The sequence below is a fragment of the Novosphingobium sp. G106 genome (genome assembly GCF_019075875.1).
Classification (GTDB): domain Bacteria; phylum Pseudomonadota; class Alphaproteobacteria; order Sphingomonadales; family Sphingomonadaceae; genus Novosphingobium.
On the sequence record NZ_JAHOOZ010000001.1, the window covers coordinates 723,187 to 744,079 of the forward strand.

Consider the following 20,893-nt stretch of genomic DNA (forward strand, 5'->3'; position numbering starts at 1 on the left):
TCGGCCACGACTGTTCGCGCACACAGCGCATTGTTCTGACGGATAGGATTCGTCGCTCCCTCGGCGACGATCTTCCCAAGCTGTCCTCTTCCCTTTCCGGCTCTCGGGAGCGTGGGCTTCCCAATTCCGGTATTGCCGCCTTGCGGCCTGAATTGCGTTGTGAAGCTAAAATGACATCTGCTAAACCCCCAGATGGGGGGTGCTTTGTGGCGGAGATTAAGAGAGCCAAGGGCTGGGATGCCCAGTTGCTCAAACTCGTAACGGCCCTCGTCGAGGGAGCGTTTCAAACGCCTTTGTGGGCGAGCTTTCTCGAAGGCCTTCGACTGGCCACGTCCGCGGACTACGCCATCCTGATCTTCGATCCACCGGGCCGGCCCATGGACGAAGGTCTGCAGCTGGCTTCGGGCTGTGAGGCGGGGGCGCCGGTTTCCAGCCTGCTGAGGGCGTGCATCCATCCCTCGGCACACCGTCGGGCAACCGAGGAAGGCAAGGTGCTTTCGCTGGAGGAGCTATTCCATCCGGGGCAGGCACGCAGCGAACCCGCCTACTGCACGCTCGTTGGCGAGTGGCGCATTGGCGGTGCCCGGCTCGTGCGCGTCGTCGAACCACGCGGTGTCGACGGTTGGCTCATCATCGCCCGTCGCGACAAGGATTTCGCGGAAGAGGCCGAGGCGGTGCTGTCGGAAATGGCGCGGCCGCTGAGCGGGGTTCTGCGCGGTTACGTCGCCGGAGAGAGCGACCGCTTCAGATCGGCGATGGCGGCGGAAGCGGTTCGGCGTCTGCAGTGCGGATGGTTCCTGCTCGACCAAGGCGGCCACGTTCTGGCGGCCGATAGTTTCGGGGAGGCCATTCTGTCTAGCTCGGGCGCGCTATCTCGCAATGCCAGCGGCCGACTTGTGGTGCGTCCGGCCAGCCTTGAGCGCGAGGTATTGAAGAATGTCGCGGAACTGGCGGACAAGCCTGCGGCGCGGCCCCGCGCAATATCGCTGCGCAGCGATCCCTGGCTCGACATGCTGCTGGTTCCCGCGCGCAAGCGGATGCTTTCGGATACGGCGGTGCCTTCGGTGATCGCCTATGTTCACGGCGACAACTGGCATTCGGCGGATCGCTGCGGCCAGCTTTCGGACATGTTCGAACTGTCTCCGAGCGAGGCGCGGCTGGCGCTCGCGCTCTGCCGCGGCAAGAGCATCGCAGAGGCCGCCGCCGAACTGGGGCTCACGCTCGAAACCGCGCGGAGCTATTCCAAGGCGATCTATATGAAGACCGGCACGCGCGGCATGGTCGACCTCGTGCGGATCGTCATGGGCAGCGTTCTTACCCTGGCACCCGACGCCTGATTTCCAAAGTACCCCCAGATGGGGATACTCGCGCTCCCTAGCTTCACTCATAGGCTGATCTCATCCCTCCGGTGCCCGGCATCAGAGCGGCAAGGTCGATCAAAAATCGTGAAGGGGGAGTGTCATGCGCCGTGTCAGATTGGGCCTGCTGGCATCGGCCGCGGCTGCATTGCTCCTCGCCGGTTGCGCTGGCGGCGGCCCGGCTCAGCCCGAGCAGGGCGTCGGCACCCAGGATGACTGGACCGCGGTCGGCGGCAGCACGGACGAGGCCAGTTACAGCCGGCTCAGCCAGATCAGCGCCGACAATGTCGGCAAGCTCGGCCTCGCCTGGTCGATGGACTTGCCCGACGAGGTAACGCTGGAGTCCACGCCACTCGAAGTCGGCGGCACGATCTATGTCGCCGGCGGTCACGCCGCGGTCTATGCGGTCGATGCGGTCAGCGGCAAGCTCAAGTGGAAGTACGATCCGCAGACCTGGAAGCGCCGCCCCGACAAGCTGAACTTCGGTGCCAATCGTGGCCTCGCTTACGAGGACGGCCGGATCTTCGTCGCCGAGAACGACGGGCGCGTCGACGCGCTCGATGCCAGGAGCGGCGCCGTGCTGTGGAGCGCGGACTCGGTTCCCGAGGGCCCCGGCTACCAGTTCAACAACAGCAGCGGCGCGCCGCGCACGATGAATGGCAAGGTCATCATCGGCGGTGCCGGCGCTGACGCCGGAGGACGCGGCTTCGTCACTGCATTCGATGCCAAGACCGGCAAGCTGCTCTGGCGCTTCTTCACGGTTCCGGGCACCGCCGAGCAAAACAAGGGCGATGCGGCCATGGAAGCGGCGGCGAAGACCTGGGGGCCGGACTTCGCCAAGCACACTGGTGGCGGCGGCACCGTGTGGAACGGCATGACCTTCGATCCGGAGACCAACCGCATCTATATCGGCGCGGGCAATGCCGGCGGTTACGACCCGACGATCCGCGATCCGGGCAGCAAGGGCGATAATCTCTATACCTCGTCGATCGTCGCGCTCGATGCGAACACCGGCAAATATATCTGGCACTACCAGGAGAACCCGCGCGATAGCTGGGATTATAAGGCGACGCCGAACATGGTCATGGCGACGCTGAACATCGACGGCAAACCGAAGAAGGTGCTGATGCACGCGCCGACTAACGGCTTCTTCTACGTGCTCGACCGCGAGACCGGCAAGTTGATCAACGAGCCCAAGGCGACAACTTTCCAGAACTGGGCGAAGGGCATCGACCTCAAGACCGGCCGTCCGATCGAGAATGCCGACATTCGTTATGAGAAGGGCCGTACCGAAATCTGGCCCGGCACGATCGGCGGGCACAACTGGCAGGCGATGAGCTACAGCCCGAAGACCGCCCTCGTCTATATTCCGGTCCATCAGGTTGGGGCGCTGTTCTCGCGCAATCTCGCCGACCAGACCGACGACGCGGTCAACATCATGGGCCTGGTGGTGAAGCCGATCGAAAAGCAGCCAGGCGACGGCAAGGGCTACCTCGTCGCCTGGGACCCGGTGACCCAAAAGGAAGCCTGGCGTGTGACGCACGACTATGTGTGGAACGGCGGCACCGCGGCAACGGCTGGCGGGCTCGTCTTCCAGGGCACGGCCGACGGCTACTTCAAGGCTTACGGCGCGAAGGATGGCAAGGAGCTCTGGAGTTTCGACGCAGGGCTCGGGATCATCGCCGCGCCGATGAGCTACTCGGTCGGCGGCAAGCAGTACGTTTCGATCCTGGTCGGCTGGGGCGGCACTTCGGCGGCGATGTCGGGCGTGCTCGACGTGGGCTGGAAATACGGCGCGCAGACGCGCCGGCTGCTGACTTTCGCGCTCGACGGCAAGGCGACACTGCCCAAGGAGCCGGGCCGCGACATGAAGGTCGCCGCGCTCGACGATCCCGCGCTCGTGCTCAACGAGGCCGACGTCATGGCCGGCAAGGGGCTCTCGCTCGCCTGTATGTCGTGCCACGGCGCGGGCTTCCGCGGCGCAGGAGCTCCGGGACCCGATCTCAGGGAATCGGGCATCGCGCTGCGGCTCGACACCTTCACCCAGATGCTGCGACAGGGCCGTCTCGAACGGGGCATGCCGCAGTTCGGCTGGATGACCGATACGCAGATCCGCCAGGTCCACGCCTATCTCCGCGCCCGAGCGCGCGAAGCGCTCGGGCTGCGCAAGCCGGTCGCGCCGCCCGCGGCGAAAGCAACACCGAACCGTCCGGCCAATGCCAAGGGGCCGGTCACTTACTGATCCGGCGACGCCAAAACAGCCTTGAGGACATTGTCGAATGAACCAGCCAGCCACGATGATTCCGATCATCGATCCTGTCAGCGAAGAGCAGATCGGTGCAATCGCCGATGGCGGGGCCGCAGCGGTCGATGCTGCCGTGGTTCGGGCCCGTGAGAGCTTCGATGCGGGCCTCTGGCGCGGCAAGACGCCGTCCGACCGGGCCAAGATCCTCTGGAAGGCTGCCGATATTCTGGAAAGCCGAGCGGAAGAGATCGGCGCGATCGATTCCCGCAACGTCGGCAAGACCCTCAGGCAATCGCGCAACGTGCTCTTGGCCTCGGTCGAGCAGCTTCGCTACTATTCGGGCTGGTGCACCAAGATCTACGGCAAGTCGGCCGACATGAAGTCGCCCGGCGGAATCACCGGCCAGGCGCAGGATCTTCTCGGCTATACTTTGAAGGAGCCGGTAGGCGTCGCCGGCGCGATAATCCCGTGGAACGGGCCGACGATCAACGCGATCATCAAGCTCGGCCCAGCGCTTACCGCCGGTTGCAGCGTGGTCCTCAAGCCCGCCGAGGAGACGCCGCTCTCGGCGCCATTGATTGCCCAGGTGTTCGCCGAGGCGGGCGTGCCTGATGGCGTGATCAACCTGTCAACGGCTATGGCCACACCGTCGGCGCGGCGCTCGCCGCCCATCCCGATGTCGACAAGATCGCCTTCACCGGATCGACCGAGGTCGGCAAGATGATCGTCAAGGCCGCGGCGGGCAATCTCAAGAAAGTCATGCTCGAACTCGGCGGCAAGACGCCGGTTCTCATTTTCGACGACGCGGATCTGCCCAAGGCGATCGCCGGGGCGGCGCTCGGCATCTTCATCAACTCGGGCCAGGGCTGCGTCTGCGGCTCGCGCATCTATGCGCACCGCAAGGTCTATGACCAGGTTGTCGAGGGCATCGCCAAGGCCGCCAGGGCGCTCAATCTTGGCGGCCCGAACGATCCCGGCGTCGATATCGGACCGCTGATCAGCCAGAAGCAGCTCGACCGCGTGATGGGCTACATCGATGAGGGCCGCCGCGACGGCGTCGAGGTCGTCACCGGGGGCAGACGGCTCGATCCCAAAGGCTATTTCGTCGAGCCGACCGTGCTCACCAATGTCCGACCCGACATGCGCCTGTTCCGCGAGGAAATCTTCGGACCGGTGGCAGCAGTCATGCCGTTCGACGACGAGGAAGAGGTGATCGCCTCGGCCAACGACTCGCTCTACGGCCTCGCCGCGGCGGTCTGGACCAATGACCTCGGCAGAGCCCATCGGCTGGCCAAGCGGCTCGAGGCCGGGACTGTCTGGCTCAATGCCCAGTTCGCCCGGGATCCGGCGATGCCGCTGGGCGGCTACAAGCAGTCGGGCTGGGGACAGGAATACGGGCTCGAAGGCGTCGAGGCCTATATGAAGACCAAGTCCGTCTATACTGGGCTTTGACCGTGGCATCCTAGCCGACAACCTGCGCGATTTTTTGAGCTGACCCCCAGATGGGGGTGCCTATTCGCAGGCCGGTCGATCAATCTGCTCCTGAACGAAAACTGGCTTCAGCCGGGTCTTGGGGGTGGAAGTATGAATCGTTGGCGCGCATCAGTCGCGAGCGTGATCGCCATTCTGGCGATGGCCTCCGCATCCGTCGCCGACGCGCGGGTCACACGTTTGGTGGTCGAGCAGCGCGAACCCTATGCCGGCGGGCATTCCTGGGGCGAGGCCGGACCTTACGAGCGGATCGTCGCGACCGCCTATTTCGAAGTCGACCCCGCCGATCCGCGCAACAAGGTCATCGTGGATCTCGACCAGTCGCCGCGCAATGCCGCGGGCAAGGTCGAATTCAGCGCGCCGGTCTTCCTGATCAAGCCCGTCGACATGGCACGCGGCAACGGCAAGCTGTTCTACGACGTCAACAACCGCGGTAACACCGATCTGGGGCCGGTCGCCGATCCGGCGAAAGTCGGCGGGCAGGTGGCGCAGCAGCTCAAGATGGGCTTCGCACTCGTCGATGCCGGCTGGCACGGCGACGGCATCGCCAATCCCAAGCAGCTGTTTCCATCGTTTCCTGTCGCCACCAGGAACGATGGTCAGCCGATCGTCGGGCCATTGCGGCTCGAGTTCTCGGTCGCGGCGCCGGCGTACAGCCAGCCGCTGGCCCAGTTCTGGCGCGCCTATGAAACGGCGGACGCGAACACGGCAGCCTCGCGCCTCGTGGTACGTGAAAGGGCAGGCGGTCCGGCCACGCCTATCCCCGCGGACAAGTGGGCTTTCGGCACCTGTCCCGAGGGCAAGGCGAGCTTCAAGTCCACGACCCGCGACATCTGCCTGTTCGACGGCTTCAGTCCCGACCGACTTTACGACCTGGTCTATCCTGCCAAGAACCCGGTTGTCATGGGACTGGCCTATGCCGTGACGCGCGACCTCGCTGCGTTCCTGCGTTTCCAAAAGGCCGACGATGCCGGCACGCCCAACCCGGTGGCGAAGCCCGGCCAGGCTTCGCCCGCACGGCTCGCCTATGCCTACGGCGCCTCCTCGACCGGCATGTACATGCGCGAGTTCCTTTACCTCGGCTTCAACGAGGACGAGAAGGGGCGCAAGCTGTTCGACGGGGTGTTCATCAACACTGGCGGCGCGAACCGGCTTTTCGCCAATGTCGAATTCGCTCACCCGACTTTCTACTCGGCGCAGGACAATCATCAGGACTACGTGTCCAACGCCATCGGCCCGGCGACCTTCGGTGTCACGCTCGACCCCGTCACCGGACGCCGCGACGGCATTCTCAAGCGGCCCGCCACCGATCCACTGGTGATCGAGGCGGTGGACGAGAACAGCTTCTGGAACTGGAAGAACTCGCTGCAGGTGCTCGATGGCCGCGGAAAGGCGCTGCCGATCCCGCCGAACGTGCGGCTCTATTTCAAGGCGGGGTCAGGGCATCTCGGTATCCACGGTCTGATGAGCCCGCCGCTCGCGCCGCACGGGTTTCTCGGCGAATGCCAGTACCCCGCGCAGGCGCTCAATGCGCCGGGGTTCAATCCGCAGGCCGTCGAGCGGTCGCTGCCCGGACTGGGCGGGGCCATGGTCGTGGTTCTCGACGACTGGGTCGACCGCAAGGTGGCGCCGCCGGCCAGCACTTTTCCGACGGGCGGCGATCTCATCAGCCTTTCCGACTATCGGGCGCTCTACCCCAAGATCCCAGGCTTCGCGCCGCCCGCCGTCATGGCACAGCTCGACGTTCTCGACTTCGGGCCCGGGTTCGGCCCGACCGGCGGTCGCATGACTCAGTTGCCGCCCAAGCATGGCGCTTCATACGCACTGCGCGTACCGCGCCCGGACGGCGACGGGATCGCCAGGGGAGCGTTCCGCCCGATGGAAGCTGCCGCCCCACTCGGCACCAACGTCGGCTGGAACCTGCGGCGCGACGGGCATCGGGCCGGCGACATGTGCGGGCTCGAAGGCTCGTTCGTCGCTTTCGCGAAAACCAGGGCCGAACGCCTCGCCGCCGGCGATCCGCGTCTCTCGCTCGAGGAGCGCTACCGCGACCATGCGGGTTTCGTCGCGGCGGTAGGCAAGGCGGCGGACGACCTGGTTCGCGCCCGCTTCATGCTGCCCCAAGAAGCCGCGGCCTGGAAAGCCGTGGCCGAGGAGAGCGACGTGCTGCGCGCTCCGGGCGCAGCGGCTCGATGAGCCACCGTCAGCTCAACGATCGGGACATCATGCGCCTGCAACTGCGTTCGCTCATCGGTTTCACCAAATTGCCGCTGGCGGCGATCGCGCTATTGGGATTTGCTTCGGCCGCCTCGGCGGCGGGCCTGCGCTTGCGACGATACGATCAAGTCCGCCTTCAGGCCCGACGAGCAGACCCATGTCGTGCTGGTGAAGCCCTTTCGGCAGGGTGACGCCCTGGTCATTTCGGAAGCCGCATCAAAGAACACGCCGACCGCGGCGTCCGATCTTTGCCTGGTCAAGCTCATCGTCGGACCGGGCAATCCGGGACCGGTCGGCGCACCCTCGACCTCGCCGGGCATCGGCATAGAGGTATGGCTGCCGGCCCCGGCAAAGTGGGATGGCCGCATCCACAATGTCGGCGGACGCGGCGGCTTCGACGGCGGCACGCATAGCTCGATCAGCGAAGTCGCCTGGCCGGTCGCCGCGGTAACCGCCGGCAGCGAGGGTGCTGTTTCGGCAAGTACCGACATCGGTCATTCGCCAACCGACGGCAGCTGGGGAATGGACCCAGACGGCACGCTCGCGAAGCCGCTGTGGCAGGACTACGCGCACCGCGCGATGCACGAGATGGCGCTCAAGACCAAGGCGCTGACCGCTGCCTATTACGGCCGCCCGGCCAAGCATGCCTACTACGAAGGATCGTCGACCGGCGGCCGCCACGGCTATCGGCTGGCCCAGCAATATCCCGACGACTACGACGGGATCGTCGCCAACTTGCCGGCGCTCAACTGGGCCGAATGGACTACGGCCGGCGTCTATCGTGCATTGGTGGTCGAACGCGATCTCGGTGGCGTCGCGCTGACAGATGCGCAGCAGGACCTCGTCTCGAATGCAGCCATTTCGGCCTGCGACGTCGTCGGTGGCCAGCACCTCGGCTACGTCATGGACAACGCAGCCTGCCACTACGATCCGGCCAAGGACCCAGCCGTGCTCTGCGCCAGCGAGGGCGGCACGAACGGCACTGCCGATTGCGTGACCCGGCTCCAGGCCCAGGCGGTCGACAAGATGTGGTACGGCATCACGGTGGACGGCTCGGCACCGTCGCCCGCCGTCGACAACGGCGCCGGCGCGCGGCTGGACGGCAAGCATCGCTGGTACGGCATGATGCGCGGCACCTCGCTGTACAACGCCTATTTCTCGAGGCTCGGCTACCGGAGTTCCGCCAAGGACGGCTACATCGCCGGCCAGGTCGCGCTCGAGCTGCAGAACCCGACGCTTGCCGAGCCGACCTTCCGGAACGCCACGGGCAACGGCCAGGGCCTCTGGCAGGATATGTCCTACAAGCAGCTCGCCAACGCCTTCGATCGCGGTGTCGCGCTCGATCCCGTGTTCGGCGACCTCGCGAGCGACAACCCCGACCTCTCGGCCTTCAAGGCACGCGGCGGCAAGTTCCTGAGCTGGCACGGCTGGAACGACGAGGCGATCCCGGTGCAGGGTTCGATCCGCTACTACGACCGGGTCATCGAGAAGATGGGCGGGGTCGCCCAGGTCCAGAGCTTTTTCAAGCTCTACCTCGTGCCGGGCGCCGGTCACCTTTCGCCCAACGGCACCGCCAATCCCAAAGCGATCCCGCCGCTGCCCGCACCGGGCCAGCTCTACAAACTCGTCGTCGATTGGGTCGAGCGCGGGGTCGAGCCTCGCGGGGTAGTCCTGCAGGCGCCAGCGAACAGCGGCGTGACCCGTAGCGCGCCCGCCTGCGCCTATCCGCAGATCGCGACCTACGTCGCCGGCGATCCGAACGTGGCGACAAGCTTCAAATGCGCTGCGCCGGCGAGATCGAACCGGTGATCGTTCCGACGCAGATTGTCAGGCCTAGAGATTTTTACTAACCAGTTAGTAGAAATCGAATCGACAGGGGATGGGAATGTCAGAGGCAAAGCGGAAATCATCGATGGGCGCGTTCGCTCGCCTGGCTGCGGCGAGTGCGATCATCGCACTGACGGCGGGCTGCGCAACGCGGGAACCCGTGGCCGAAGTGGTCGCGGCGCCATCGGCCGGCAGGATGAACCTGTCCGAGGTCTGCACGCCCGACGCCGTCCGGGCGATCGCCGTAACGCTCTCGACCAAGGTCAGCGTGGGCAAGATCGCCAACCAGCCCGGGCCGTTCTTCGCCGACGGCACCAAATACTTCGCGGCCAAGGGCGACATGCCGGCCTACTGCCAGGTCACCGGCAGCTATGTGACCAATCCGGCAACGGGCAAGACGGCCAACTTCCTCGCGACCTTCCCGGAGAACTGGAACGGTAAATACCTGCAACTCGGCTGCGGCGGCCATTGCGGCACGTTCGCGGTCAGCAACCCCGGCGTGTTCACGATCACGATCACCAACCAGGGCCTGCCCGGGGAGATCATCCAGAAGGGCTACGCCGCCTTTGCCACCGACCAGGGACACACCGAGATGACCGGCGGCACCTGGGCCGTAGAAGGCCCGGGCGAGGTCAGCGAGGACGCGATCACCGACTATCTGTGGCGCTCCTCGAAAGTGCTCACGCAGATGGGCAAGGCCTTTACCCGCGCGTTCTATGCGCGCGAGACGGGTGCGCCGGCGGCGATCGCCCGCTCCTATTTCAGCGGCTGCTCTGGCGGTGGCCGCGATGCGCTGGTCGCCGCGTCCTATTTCCCCGAAGAGTTCGACGGGATCATCGCCGGCTCGCCCTATAACCTGATGGGCCGTGCCTTCCACTCGGCCGGGACGACCTTCGCCACGCTGCGCGCGCCCGACGCAGCGATCTCGCCCTCGCTACTGGCCTTGTTCAACCAGAAGGTCATGTCGCAGTGCGACGGGCTCGATGGCGTCAAGGACGGGCTCATCCAGAACCCGATGGCCTGCAATTTTACCCCCGAGCGCGATCTGCCGAAGTGCGACGGCGACAAGCCGGGCGGGCAATGCTTCACCAAGGCGCAGATCGAGACGATCAGCACCGTGATCACCGCGGTCACCGACGAGCACGGCAACATCGTGCAGCCGGGCTATTCGGTCAGCGAACTGCAGGGCTCGTTCGCTCCTGCCGTGGCGCCGAAGGATCCCAATGCCGAAAGCCCCTGGCCCGACTCTCCGCTGCAGGAAGGCGGGCTTTGGCCGCTGGCGGACGCCGCGATCAAGGTCTTCGCGCACCACAACGATCCGGCCTTCAAGACGCGCGCGATCCTGACCTACCGCGATGGCGGTCCCGGTGCGATCACCGCGTTCCGCACGGTAGTGCCGAGCGCCGAAGTCGCCCGCGCCCTGGCTGCGGGCCGGCTCGGCATCGGACACTTCCCGGAGAACTACGCCAAGCTGATCCGCCAGAACCGCAAGCTGCTGATCTGGCACAACCTCAGCGACGAGAAGCTGACGCCCTACATGTCGGTCAATCTCTACAAGCAGCTCGCCGCGCGTTATGGCGGCTTTGCCAAGCTGCAGAACGACGTCCGCCTGTTCGGCCTGCCCGGCACGGCCCATTGCAGCGGCGGCGGCCTGCCCGTCGGGCCCGGCAGCTTCGATGCGATCTCGGCCATGGAGAACTGGGTCGAGAAGGGCACGGCGCCCGATGCACTGGTCGCCACGCTCTATCAGCCGACGCCGATCAGCGCCGACTATTCCAAGCCGCTCGGCCGGACGATGCCGCTGTGCAAGTTCCCCGAAATGGCACGCTACAAGGGGGCGGGCGACGTCAAGGACGGCGCGAACTGGTCCTGCCCGAGCGGCGACCGGTCGATGCTGACGATGGGCGAAAGCGGCCGGCGCGCCGGCGTGATCCAGTGAGGGGAATGACGATGAAGGCAAGGTTCGGGCGCTATGCGCTGACGGGGATGGTCGCGGCGGGTCTTGCTGCGGGCGGTGTGACCGCTGCGACGCCCGACCGCCCCGAGCGCGGCAAGCAGGGCGAAACGATCGAGGGGGAGGCGGTCGTCCTGCCGGTGCCCTATTCCAAGGGCGTCGACGTCGTCGGCCACGATGCCATTGGCGGGCGCACCGGCAACCTCATCATGGCCTGGTCGGGGCAGTGCGCCTATGTCGCGGACGGCATGACGCTCAAGCCCGACGGCAGTCTTCTGCAACTGCCGATAGGTCCGAAGTCGGGCGTAGCGGTGATCGACGTGAGCAATCCGGCGGCGCCGAAAACGCTGCGCTACCTGACCGACAAGGGCGCGCTCTACGCGACCGAGACGCTGCACGTCTCGCCGGGGCGCGGCCATCCGATCCTCGCCGCAAGCACCTATGGCGGCGTCGAAGGCATGAGCGCACCCAAGGAAGGCTGGCTGTCGCTCTACGACGTTTCCGATTGTGCCCAGCCGAAGCTCCTGGCCGATGTCCAGTGGCCCGAGCCGGTGCACACGGTACGCGTCTCGCCCAGCGGCCGCTATGTCTATGGTCCGGTGCTCAATCCCTTTATCGGCGCCGGCGGGATCGCAGTGATGGACATCTCCGATCCCAGAAAGCCGCGCTTCGTCGGCAAGTTCGGCGTAACCCGCGCTGACGGCACGAGCTACGAATTCTCGCCGCACGAGCTCGTATTCAGCCCCGATGAAAAGCGCATCTACGTTGGTGTCGTCGCCTCGCAGGGCGGCGATCTCAACCATCATTTCAAGAACACCAAGCCCGGCGTTCCCAGCGCGGAATCGGTCGGCCGAGATGCCGGCGGCGTCTATATCCTCGACAACAGCGACTTCGCCGCAGGCAAGCCCGATCCCAAATTCCGCCTGGTCGGCACGGCGCAGCATGCCGGCTGGCATTCGCCCGCCTTGGCTTCGTTCGGCGGCAAGCCTTATGTCGTGAACGCCGGCGAGCTCGGCGCCTGTCCGGGGGCCTGGCCGCGGATCACCGACATCTCGGACGAAGCCGATCCGAAGCTCGTCGGCGAGTTCCGGCTGGCGATGAATCACGAAGAGAACTGCCCGTCGCCCACCGCAATGGAAAAGGCTTCCGGCGGCCTGGTCGGCCGGCCCGGCGTCGCCTCGATGCATTTCAACGATGTCGACAGCGCCGAGGACACCCGGCTCGGCCTGTTCACCTTCATGTACGCGGGCCTGCGCATCGCCGACCTGCGCGATCCGCGAAACCCGGTCGAGGTCGCCTATTTCAAGCCCGGCGACCCCTGCATGTCGCATGTCCACTACGACAGCGCGCGCGGCCAGATCTGGTTCGCCTGCAACGCCAGCGGTTTCTGGGTGCTTTCGCTGAAGCCCGAACTGCGCGCTGCGCTGAACCTGCCGAGGGTCGGACGGCGGCGCTGATGCGGAGGAGCGGAAATGGACGAATTCATCACATCGCGGCGGTCGGTGCTGGCGGGAACCCTGGCAGGCTCCGCCTGCATGCTGGCGGGTCGTGCCATGGCCGATGATGCCGGTGCGCCGACTGCCGCGGTCGAAACCACCTCGGGAAAGGTCCGCGGCCTGCGCGCGGGCGGTCTGTCGCGGTTCTTCGGGATTCCCTATGGCGCCGATACCGGGCAGCATCGCTTCCAGCCCGCACGGCGGGTAGCGGCCTGGACCGGCGTGCGCGATTGCAACGCGCTCGGCCCCAAGACCCCGCAAGGCCCGATCACCTTGCCCGGTATCATGGGCAAGGTCGATCCGAGTGCCAGGGCGATCCCGGTGATGATGGCGGTCGCCGGGATCACCAACGCCAAGATCCCCGAAAGCGAGGACTGCCTCGTCCTCAACGTGATCACGCCCGATGCGTCGCGCGTACGCAAGCGCCCGGTGATGGTCTGGCTGCACGGCGGCGCTTTCGCGATGGGCTCGGGCTTCGACTCCATGACCGACGGCAGCCTGCTCGCCGGGCAGGGGGACGTTGTCTACGTCTCGCTCAATCACCGCCTCAACGCGATGGGGTTTCTCTATCTGGGCGCGCTACACGACGACTTCGCCGATTCCGGCAATGCCGGGATGCTCGACATCGTCCTCGCGCTCGAATGGGTGCGGGACAATATCGAGGCATTCGGCGGCGATCCCGGCAATGTGACCATATTCGGTCAGAGCGGGGGCGGGGCCAAGGTCTCGACCCTGCTCGGCATGCTTCCCGCCAAGGGGCTGTTCCACAAGGCCATCGCCATGAGCGGGCCGATCGTCACGCTTGTCGAGAAGCAGGACGCGGCGGCGATTGCCGAACAGACGCTCGCCAGCCTGGGCGTGGCCAAAGCCGACGTCCACAGGCTTCAGACCTTGCCCTACGGCCAAGTCATTCAGGCGGCATCGGCGGTGCGGCTTCCGCCTGCGCTCGACGGCGGGCTCGCCAGCCGCACGCTGGCGCCGATGGTCGACGGCCGATCGATCCCGGCGCATCCGTTCGATCCCGGTGCCACCGAGATTAGCCGCGACGTACCGCTGATGATCGGTACCGCCAAGGACGAGGCGACGCTGTTCATGGCCGGCGATCCCGAACTCGGCCATATGAGCGAGGACCACGCCCGCGAGCGCTTCCGGACCGCGCTAGGCGACAAGGGCGACGCTGCGTTCGAACGCTACCGCTCCGGCTATCCCAAGGACGATCCAAGCTACTGGGTCAGCACGATGATGACCGACCGGCTGTTCCGCAGCCAGTCGATCGTGCAGGCCGATCGCAAATCGGCGCAGAAGGCGGCGGCGGTCTACATGTACCGCGTCGACTACGAGCCGCGCGTGGTCGACCGAATCCTGCGCAGCCCGCACGGCACCGAGGTGCCCCTGGTGTTCGGCACCAAGGTGCCCGTGCAGTTCGTCAGCTCCGGGCCGGAGGTCGATGCGCTGTCGGCCCGGCTGATGCGCGCCTGGCTCAATTTCGTGCGGACGGGCAACCCTTCGCAGGAGGGGCTCGAATGGCCGCGCTACGATACGCGGCGCCGGCTCAACATGATCTTCGACGCGCCGTGCCACGTCGTGGCCGACCCCGATCCGGTGGCGCGTGACCCGGTCGCGCGGGGTATCGCATGACCCAGCGCGTCCGCGACCTGTTGGAAATCTATTCCGCGCCGGAGGCCTGCGCGGCGCGGCTCCTCTGCGACCACCGCGATCCAGCTGCGCTGGCCTATCGGATCGTCGCTGCCGACCTCTCGGTGCAGGACGTTACCTATGGCGAACTGCGCCGCGAATCCGAACGCTTCGCCGCGGTGCTCCAAGCGCTCGGCGTCGGCCCGGGTGACCGCGTCGCGACGCTGATGGGCAAGAGCCGGTCCTATCTGGTGACGCTGATGGGCATCTGGCGGCTGGGCGCGGTACACGTTCCGCTGTTCACCGCCTTCGCCCCGCCGGCCATCGCTTTCCGGCTGAATGGCAGCGGCGCGCGCGCTGTGGTTTGCGACGACGGTCAACTGGCGAAGCTGGCTTGTGAAGATGCGTCCTGGCGGGTGATAACGACGGGAGAGCCTGCGGGTTCGGCGCTATCGTTCGATGCGCTGATGGCCGATGCCGAGCCCGGAATTCCCGCTGCGGCCGCGGGCGGCGATGCGCCGCTCATCCATATCTACACATCGGGTACGACCGGAAACCCGAAGGGCGTAGTCGTCCCCCTGCGCGCGGTGGCGGCCTTCCAGACCTATGCTGAGTTCGGCCTGGGCATCCGCGCCGCTGACGACGTGTTCTGGTGCGCGGCAGATCCCGGTTGGGCTTATGGTCTCTACTTCGGCGTGCTGGCGACGCTTTCGACCGGTGTGCGGAGTCTGCTGTTCGAGGGCGGTTTCACGCCCGAGTCCACGCTTGCTGTCCTGGCGCAAGAGCGCGTCACCAACTTCGCCGCGGCGCCCACGGTCTATCGCGCGCTGCGCGCCTCGGGGCTCAGACCCGCCGCCGACGTCCTCCTTCGCTGTGCTTCGAGCGCTGGCGAGCCGCTGACGCCCGACGTCAACCTCTGGGCGAAAGACGCGCTCGGCGTCGCCGTGCACGATCACTACGGGCAGACCGAAGCCGGGATGCTGATCAACAACCATCATCATCCCGCAGTGGCCGAGCCGATCAAGGATGGCGCGATGGGCCGCGCCATGCCCGGCTGGACGGCTACGATCCTGCACGAGCAGCGCGACGAAGAAGCCGGTGCCGGCGAAGTCGGCCGTGTGGCCATGGTGCTTCCGGAAAGCCCACTGGCCTGGTTCCAGGGCTATGACGGCGATCCCGCGAAATCCGCCGAAAAGTTCGCCGGCGCCGGCCGCTGGTACGTCACGGGCGATACCGGGCGTATCGACGCCGATGGTCAATTCCACTTCTCCGCGCGCGACGACGACGTGATCATCATGGCCGGTTACCGCATCGGCCCCTTCGAGGTGGAATCGGTCCTGGCGACGCACCCGGCCGTCGCCGAATGTGCGGTGATCGCGGTACCTGACGAGGTTCGCGGCGAGGTCATCGAAGCCTATGCCGTGCTGCGCGAAGGCCATGCGGCCGACGCCGAGCTTGAGCGCGACATCCAGCAATGGGTGAAGCGTAATTACGCCGCGCATGCCTATCCCCGGCGCGTCCATTTCACGCCGGCCATGCCCAAGACGCCGAGCGGCAAGATCCAGCGCTTCGTGCTCAAGCAGCAGCGACTGGAAGAACTGGCGCGACAGCAGGGCGAGCGCTGATGGTCGGCGTCGCCTCGACCATCTTGGCGGTGGATGCGGTCACAGGTCGCCGTTCGGTACGCGCCTTCCTGCCGACGCCGGTGGAAGACGATGTCGTGCGCGCGATCCTCGCCGGCGCATCGCGCGCCGCATCGGGCACCAATATCCAACCCTGGCTCGTCCATGTCGTCACCGGCGAGGCCCAGGAGCGGCTCTCACAGGCGGCGCTCGGGGCCATGGAAGCAGGCGAGATCCATCTCGAATACGCCTATCTGCCCGAGGCGATGAAGGAGCCCTATCTCTCGCGGCGGCGGAAGATCGGCTACGATCTCTTTGCCAGGTACGGCATCGCCCGCGACGACTATCCGGCGCGCAAGGCGGCGATGCTGCGCAACTTCCGCTTCTTCGGCGCACCGGTCGGCCTTTTCTTCACGATGGAGCGCGATAACGCCCTCGGCGCCTGGCTGGACTGCGGCATGTTCATGCAGAACGTCATGGTCCTCGCCCGCGCCTATGGGCTCGAGACTTGCCCGCAGCAGGCCTGGTGCGATGTCGGCCCGGTCGTGCACCGTGAGCTGGGAATCCCCCAAGGCCACATCGTGCTGTCGGGAATGGCGCTCGGCCACGAGGACATCGACGCGTCGGTGAACGGCCTCGTCAGCGACCGGGCGCCGGTCGACGAATTCACCACCTGGCATGGCGCAAAAACTGCAGCGGGGAACTGCCATGCCTCGACAAGTTGAAATGACGGGCAGCCACGCTGCTGCCCACAAGATGGAGAATGCAATGGTTCTGGAACGCGCTGAAATCAGCATCAAGGACGGGATGATGGACGAGTTCCTCGAGGTCTTCGTCAACCGCGCGCTGCCTCTGACCGAGACTTTCACTGGCCTGATCTCGTTCACCGCACTGCGCGGGGTCGAGGACGCGGACTCGGTGATGTTCTTGGCCGAATGGGAATCGGTCGAAGCGCACCTGGAATCGCGCGTCGAGGAAACGCACGCTGAGTTCCGCAGCATCGTCGTTCCCTACACTTCGGGCGCCAAACAGACCGTCCACTTCTCACCGGTCGGAACCCGTAAGGGCCGTTCGGCCTGAGCCCCACGAAAGGAAAGTTGAATGAGTAGCGAAGACCGCCTCGCGGCACTGGAAGCCAAAATGCAGGAACTGATGGACCGCCAGGCCATCTTCGACTGCATCAAGCGCAATTCACGTGGCAACGACCGTTTTGACGTCGACCTCGTTACGAGCAGCTACCATTCCAACGGCCTGCACGAACTCGGGAGCCAGCAGATCTCGGGACGCGAATATGGCGAGCATGCCAATCACGCGCACGGCATGCTGTTCGACAACAACCTGCACAACGTGACGATGCACATGTGCGAGATCGACGGCGATGTCGCCCACGCCGAAAGCTACAATATCGGCCTTTTCATGGACAAGGGCAGCGAGACGGGCCGCATCCTGGCGGGCCGCTATATCGACCGGCTCGAGAAGCGCGACGGCGAATGGCGGATCGTTCTGCGCCGCGCCACGGTCGAGATCGCCCTGGAGGGCAAGGCGACCCTGCCCAACGGGCAACCGCTGCCGGGATCCGGCTATCTCAAGGGCAGCCGCGATCGCAGCGATCCCGCTTACGAGCGCCCGCTTTCGGTCGAAAGCGGCGGCCGTTGGTAATGGGCTCTGGAAGGTTCAGCACGATGCTAAATGGAAAAGTTGCGGTCGTTACCGGTGCTGCGCGTGGACTGGGCCGGGCGATCGCGCTCAGGCTGGCACGTGATGGAGCGGATGTGTCGGTCTGGGACCTCAATCTCGAAGGGGCGCAGGAGACCGCCGAGATCATCCGCCAGGAAGGCCGGCGGGCGATCGCCTGCGGGGGCGATTCCGCCAATCCCGCGGATATCGCGCATGCGGTCGAGCAGACGCATAGGGAACTCGGTCCGGTAACGATTCTCGTCAATAACGCCGCGCTGTCGCCCTTCGTATTCTGGGACGATCTCACCGAGGCAATCTGGGACGACCTGATGGCCGTCAACATGAAGGGGCCGTTCCTCTGTTGCAAGGCGATCATCCCGGACATGCGCGAGGCAGGGACGGGGCGGATCATCAACATCTCATCGTCTTCCGCTCAGGCAGGTTCGGGGTTCCACGCCCACTATGCGGCTTCGAAAGGCGGGGTCATCGGCTTCACCAAGGCGCTCGCTATCGAATTTGCCGGAACCGGCATCACCGCGAACAATGTCGCGCCGGGGTTCGTGAACACCGAAGGTCTTCGCGCCGCGCCGCTCGAGGTGGACAAGGTCGCGTCGGTCTCGCCGATGAAGCGCGCGGGGCGGCCGGAGAACATTGCCGCTGCCGTCGCCTTCCTGGCCTCCGACGATGCCGACTATGTCACGGGGCATACGCTGAGCGTCAACGGCGGGCGCTATCTCAATTGATCCGCAAAGCGCTTGCGGGACAAGGTGACGTCGGTTATCTACTAACTGATTGGTAGAAGTGAGTGAGCGAAATGTCTGAACGCACGCGAAATCGTGAGGATGCCGTGGTCCGCAAGGCCCAGATCATCGATCAGGCGCTGCAGATCGTCGGCGAACTCGGCTACTATGGCTTCACCATCCAGGGCCTGGCAGAGCGGTGCGGCATCTCCAATGCCGGGCTGCTTTACTACTTCGGGTCGAAGGACAAGCTGCTGCTGGCCTTGCTCGACGAGATCGAGCGCCGCGGCGAGGACCGGGTCGAGCATCTGGTCGCCGCCGCGACCCAGGATGCCCAGTCCTCCGAACAGACCTACGCGGCGACGGTCGTGTTGTTGCAGGAGATGGTTGCGCAGTTTCTTGCCGACGTGACGCAGACCCGTTTCGTCGCGGCGCTCCAGCTCGAGTCCATGAACGAAGCGCATCCGGCGCACGCCTGGTTCCGCGACCGTGAGGCTGAGACGATCGATCTGTTCACGCAGCTCGCCTCGCCCTGGACGGACGAGCCGCTGTCGGCTGCGCGGCAGCTCAATGCGCTGATGAACGGGCTTGGCCAGCAATGGCTGCGCGCCGGCGAGACGTTCGATCTGGTCGAAGAATGGGGCCGGGCGCTGCGCGTCGTCCTGCCGGGGCCGGGCGCTCGCTAGTCGAAAATAGAAAGCGGTCAGGATCGGCCGCGAGGGGAAGACGATGCCAACTAAGAATGATGTCCGGCTCGCGCCGGCGGTAAGGACGCTTGCGCGTCGCGGAAAATCGCTGAAGGCCGCGGCGGGCGTTGCAAGTGCAGCGCTGATAGTCGCCGCGACCACTGCCAATACTGGGGCCAGCCCGCCGGCTGCGCGGCCTTTCGATCTGGCCGGCTCGTGCACGCCCGAAGCCATGCAGGCGGCGGTAGCCAATCTGTCGACGAAAGTGACGGTCAGGCAGATCGCCAACGGTCCGCGTTTCGCCGGGGGCACCAGGCTGGTCGCCGCGACCGATAAGCTCCCTGCTTTCTGCCAGGTGACGGGTAGTTTCGTCACCAATCCGGCGACGGGCAAGACCGCAAACTTCCTCGCGACCTTCCCGGCCAACTGGAACGGCAAATACCTCCAGATGGGCTGCTCGGGCCACTGCGGCCAGTTCGCGGTCAGCGATCCGGCACAGCCGCAGGCCACTATCACCAACCAGGGACTGCCCTACGACACGATCGCGCGCGGCTATGCGTCCTTCGCCACCGACGAGGGCCATGAGGGCTTCTCGGGCGGCACCTGGGCGATCAAGGGACCGGGCCAGGTCGACGAGGAAGCGATCGCCGATCTGTTCTACCGCGCCGACAAGGTCCTGGCGGGCATGGGCAAGGAGTTCACCGCTGCGTTCTATGGCCGGGCGAGCGGCGCGCCGCAGAAGATCGCCCGGTCCTATTTCAACGGCTGCTCGGGCGGCGGGCGCGATGCCTTCGTCGCCGCGTCCTATTTCCCCGAGGCATTCGACGGCATCATCGGCGGTTCGGCCTACAATGGCATCGGCGCCGCGTTCCAGTTTGCCGGCATTCCCAGCGGCCAGCTGCGCTCGGCCGGCGCGGTCGTGCCGCCCAGCCTGATCGCGCTGATCGATCCGATCGTGAAGGCGCAGTGCGACGGGCTCGACGGGGTCAAGGACGGGCTCATCCAGAACCCCGCGGCCTGTAATTTCCGCCCCGACCGCGACTTGCCCAAGTGCACCTCCGGTTCGCCCGCGGGCCAGTGCTTCACGCCCGAGCAGATCGAGACGGTCAGCCTGCTGCTGAGCGCGGTCACTGACGAACGCGGCAATGTCGTCCAGCCGGGCTTCTCGGTAAGCGAGATCCAGGCCGCATCGTTCCTGACGCCGCCGCGTCCCGCCGATCTTTCGGCGAGGGATCCGTTCCCCGGATCCGATACCGGCGCCTTGAACGGCGGCTACTGGCCGCTCGCCGACGCCTATCTCAAGGTTTTCGTTCACAAGAACGATCCCAATTTCTTCACTCGCCAGCTCTTCACCTTTCGCAGCGGCGGCCCGGGACCGATCAACGCCTTCCACGTCATCGCGCCGAGCTCGGAAGTGGCGCTCGTCAAACGCGAGGCGCGCATGGGGATCGGCCATTTCCCGGAGAACTTCGATCCCTTCATCCGGCAGGATCGCAAGTTCCTGATGTGGCACAATCTCAGCGACCAGGTGCTGACGCCCTATATGTCGATCAACTTCTACAAGGAGCTTGCCGCACGGCATGGCGGCTACGGCAAGCTCCAGCGCAACGTCCGCCTGTTCTCGCTGCCGGGCACGCCCCATTGCAGCATGGGCGGCGTCGGTCCGAACAGCTTCGACGCGCTGACCGCTATGGAGAACTGGGTCGAGAAGGGCATCGCCCCCGATGCGCTTCCGGCAAAGCTCTATCCGGCCAATGCCATGGGCTTCAAGCAATTCGATAAGCCGCCGACGCGCACGATGCCGCTCTGCAAGTTCCCGACGATGGCCCACTACAAGGGCAGCGGCGACGTCAACGACGGCGCGAACTGGTCGTGCCCCTCGGGCGACACATCGATGCTGCGCGTGGGTGAGAGCGGCCGGCAGGCGGGCGTCGTCCAGTGAGAG

The 20,893-nt window shown here is 65.8% G+C and carries 14 protein-coding genes and 1 pseudogene; all 15 read left to right on the forward strand.

Annotated elements, in window-relative coordinates:
- Positions 1 to 206 precede the first annotated feature (206 nt).
- Complete coding sequence (locus tag KRR38_RS03360; RefSeq protein ID WP_217398622.1) at positions 207 to 1,337, forward strand: helix-turn-helix transcriptional regulator; 1,131 nt, start codon at positions 207 to 209, stop codon at positions 1,335 to 1,337.
- A gap of 124 nt (positions 1,338 to 1,461) precedes the next feature.
- Complete coding sequence (locus KRR38_RS03365) at positions 1,462 to 3,600, forward strand: PQQ-dependent dehydrogenase, methanol/ethanol family (protein WP_217398624.1); 2,139 nt, start codon at positions 1,462 to 1,464, stop codon at positions 3,598 to 3,600.
- Positions 3,601 to 3,655: 55 nt separating this feature from the next.
- Positions 3,656 to 5,055, forward strand: a pseudogene (locus KRR38_RS35795) (aldehyde dehydrogenase family protein).
- Positions 5,056 to 5,187: 132 nt separating this feature from the next.
- The gene (locus KRR38_RS03380; protein WP_217398628.1) at positions 5,188 to 7,290 is read left to right on the forward strand and encodes an alpha/beta hydrolase domain-containing protein; all 2,103 of its coding nucleotides are present in this window, start codon (positions 5,188 to 5,190) and stop codon (positions 7,288 to 7,290) included.
- Positions 7,291 to 7,389: 99 nt separating this feature from the next.
- Positions 7,390 to 9,120, forward strand: a complete 1,731-nt coding sequence (locus KRR38_RS03385) for a tannase/feruloyl esterase family alpha/beta hydrolase (RefSeq protein WP_217398630.1) — start codon at positions 7,390 to 7,392, stop codon at positions 9,118 to 9,120.
- A 103-nt stretch (positions 9,121 to 9,223) separates the two neighbouring features.
- Complete coding sequence (locus KRR38_RS03390) at positions 9,224 to 11,077, forward strand: tannase/feruloyl esterase family alpha/beta hydrolase (protein ID WP_217398637.1); 1,854 nt, start codon at positions 9,224 to 9,226, stop codon at positions 11,075 to 11,077.
- Between the two features lie 11 nt (positions 11,078 to 11,088).
- Positions 11,089 to 12,549: an LVIVD repeat-containing protein gene (locus tag KRR38_RS03395; RefSeq protein ID WP_217398639.1), complete on the forward strand. Its 1,461-nt coding sequence runs from the start codon at positions 11,089 to 11,091 to the stop codon at positions 12,547 to 12,549.
- A 15-nt stretch (positions 12,550 to 12,564) separates the two neighbouring features.
- A complete protein-coding gene (locus tag KRR38_RS03400) occupies positions 12,565 to 14,226 on the forward strand; it encodes a carboxylesterase/lipase family protein (protein WP_217398641.1) in 1,662 nt (553 codons plus the stop codon).
- Positions 14,223 to 15,848 carry an AMP-binding protein gene (locus tag KRR38_RS03405; protein ID WP_217398643.1) on the forward strand — a complete coding sequence of 542 codons (1,626 nt, stop codon included), beginning with the start codon at positions 14,223 to 14,225 and terminating at the stop codon, positions 15,846 to 15,848. The genes KRR38_RS03400 and KRR38_RS03405 overlap by 4 nt, the downstream gene beginning before the upstream one ends.
- Positions 15,848 to 16,570, forward strand: a complete 723-nt coding sequence (locus KRR38_RS03410; protein WP_217398646.1) for a nitroreductase — start codon at positions 15,848 to 15,850, stop codon at positions 16,568 to 16,570. Before KRR38_RS03405 ends, KRR38_RS03410 begins: the two co-directional genes overlap by 1 nt.
- A 43-nt stretch (positions 16,571 to 16,613) precedes the next feature.
- Entirely contained in the window at positions 16,614 to 16,925 is a 312-nt protein-coding gene (locus tag KRR38_RS03415; RefSeq protein WP_217398648.1) for an antibiotic biosynthesis monooxygenase family protein, read from the forward strand.
- A gap of 21 nt (positions 16,926 to 16,946) precedes the next feature.
- The gene (locus tag KRR38_RS03420; RefSeq protein WP_217398650.1) at positions 16,947 to 17,504 is read left to right on the forward strand and encodes a nuclear transport factor 2 family protein; all 558 of its coding nucleotides are present in this window, start codon (positions 16,947 to 16,949) and stop codon (positions 17,502 to 17,504) included.
- Between the two features lie 23 nt (positions 17,505 to 17,527).
- Positions 17,528 to 18,265: an SDR family NAD(P)-dependent oxidoreductase gene (locus tag KRR38_RS03425; protein ID WP_217398651.1), complete on the forward strand. Its 738-nt coding sequence runs from the start codon at positions 17,528 to 17,530 to the stop codon at positions 18,263 to 18,265.
- Positions 18,266 to 18,336: 71 nt separating this feature from the next.
- Positions 18,337 to 18,948, forward strand: a complete 612-nt coding sequence (locus KRR38_RS03430) for a TetR/AcrR family transcriptional regulator (protein ID WP_217398652.1) — start codon at positions 18,337 to 18,339, stop codon at positions 18,946 to 18,948.
- Positions 18,949 to 18,991: 43 nt separating this feature from the next.
- Positions 18,992 to 20,890, forward strand: a complete 1,899-nt coding sequence (locus KRR38_RS03435; RefSeq protein ID WP_254514627.1) for a tannase/feruloyl esterase family alpha/beta hydrolase — start codon at positions 18,992 to 18,994, stop codon at positions 20,888 to 20,890.
- Positions 20,891 to 20,893 lie beyond the last annotated feature (3 nt).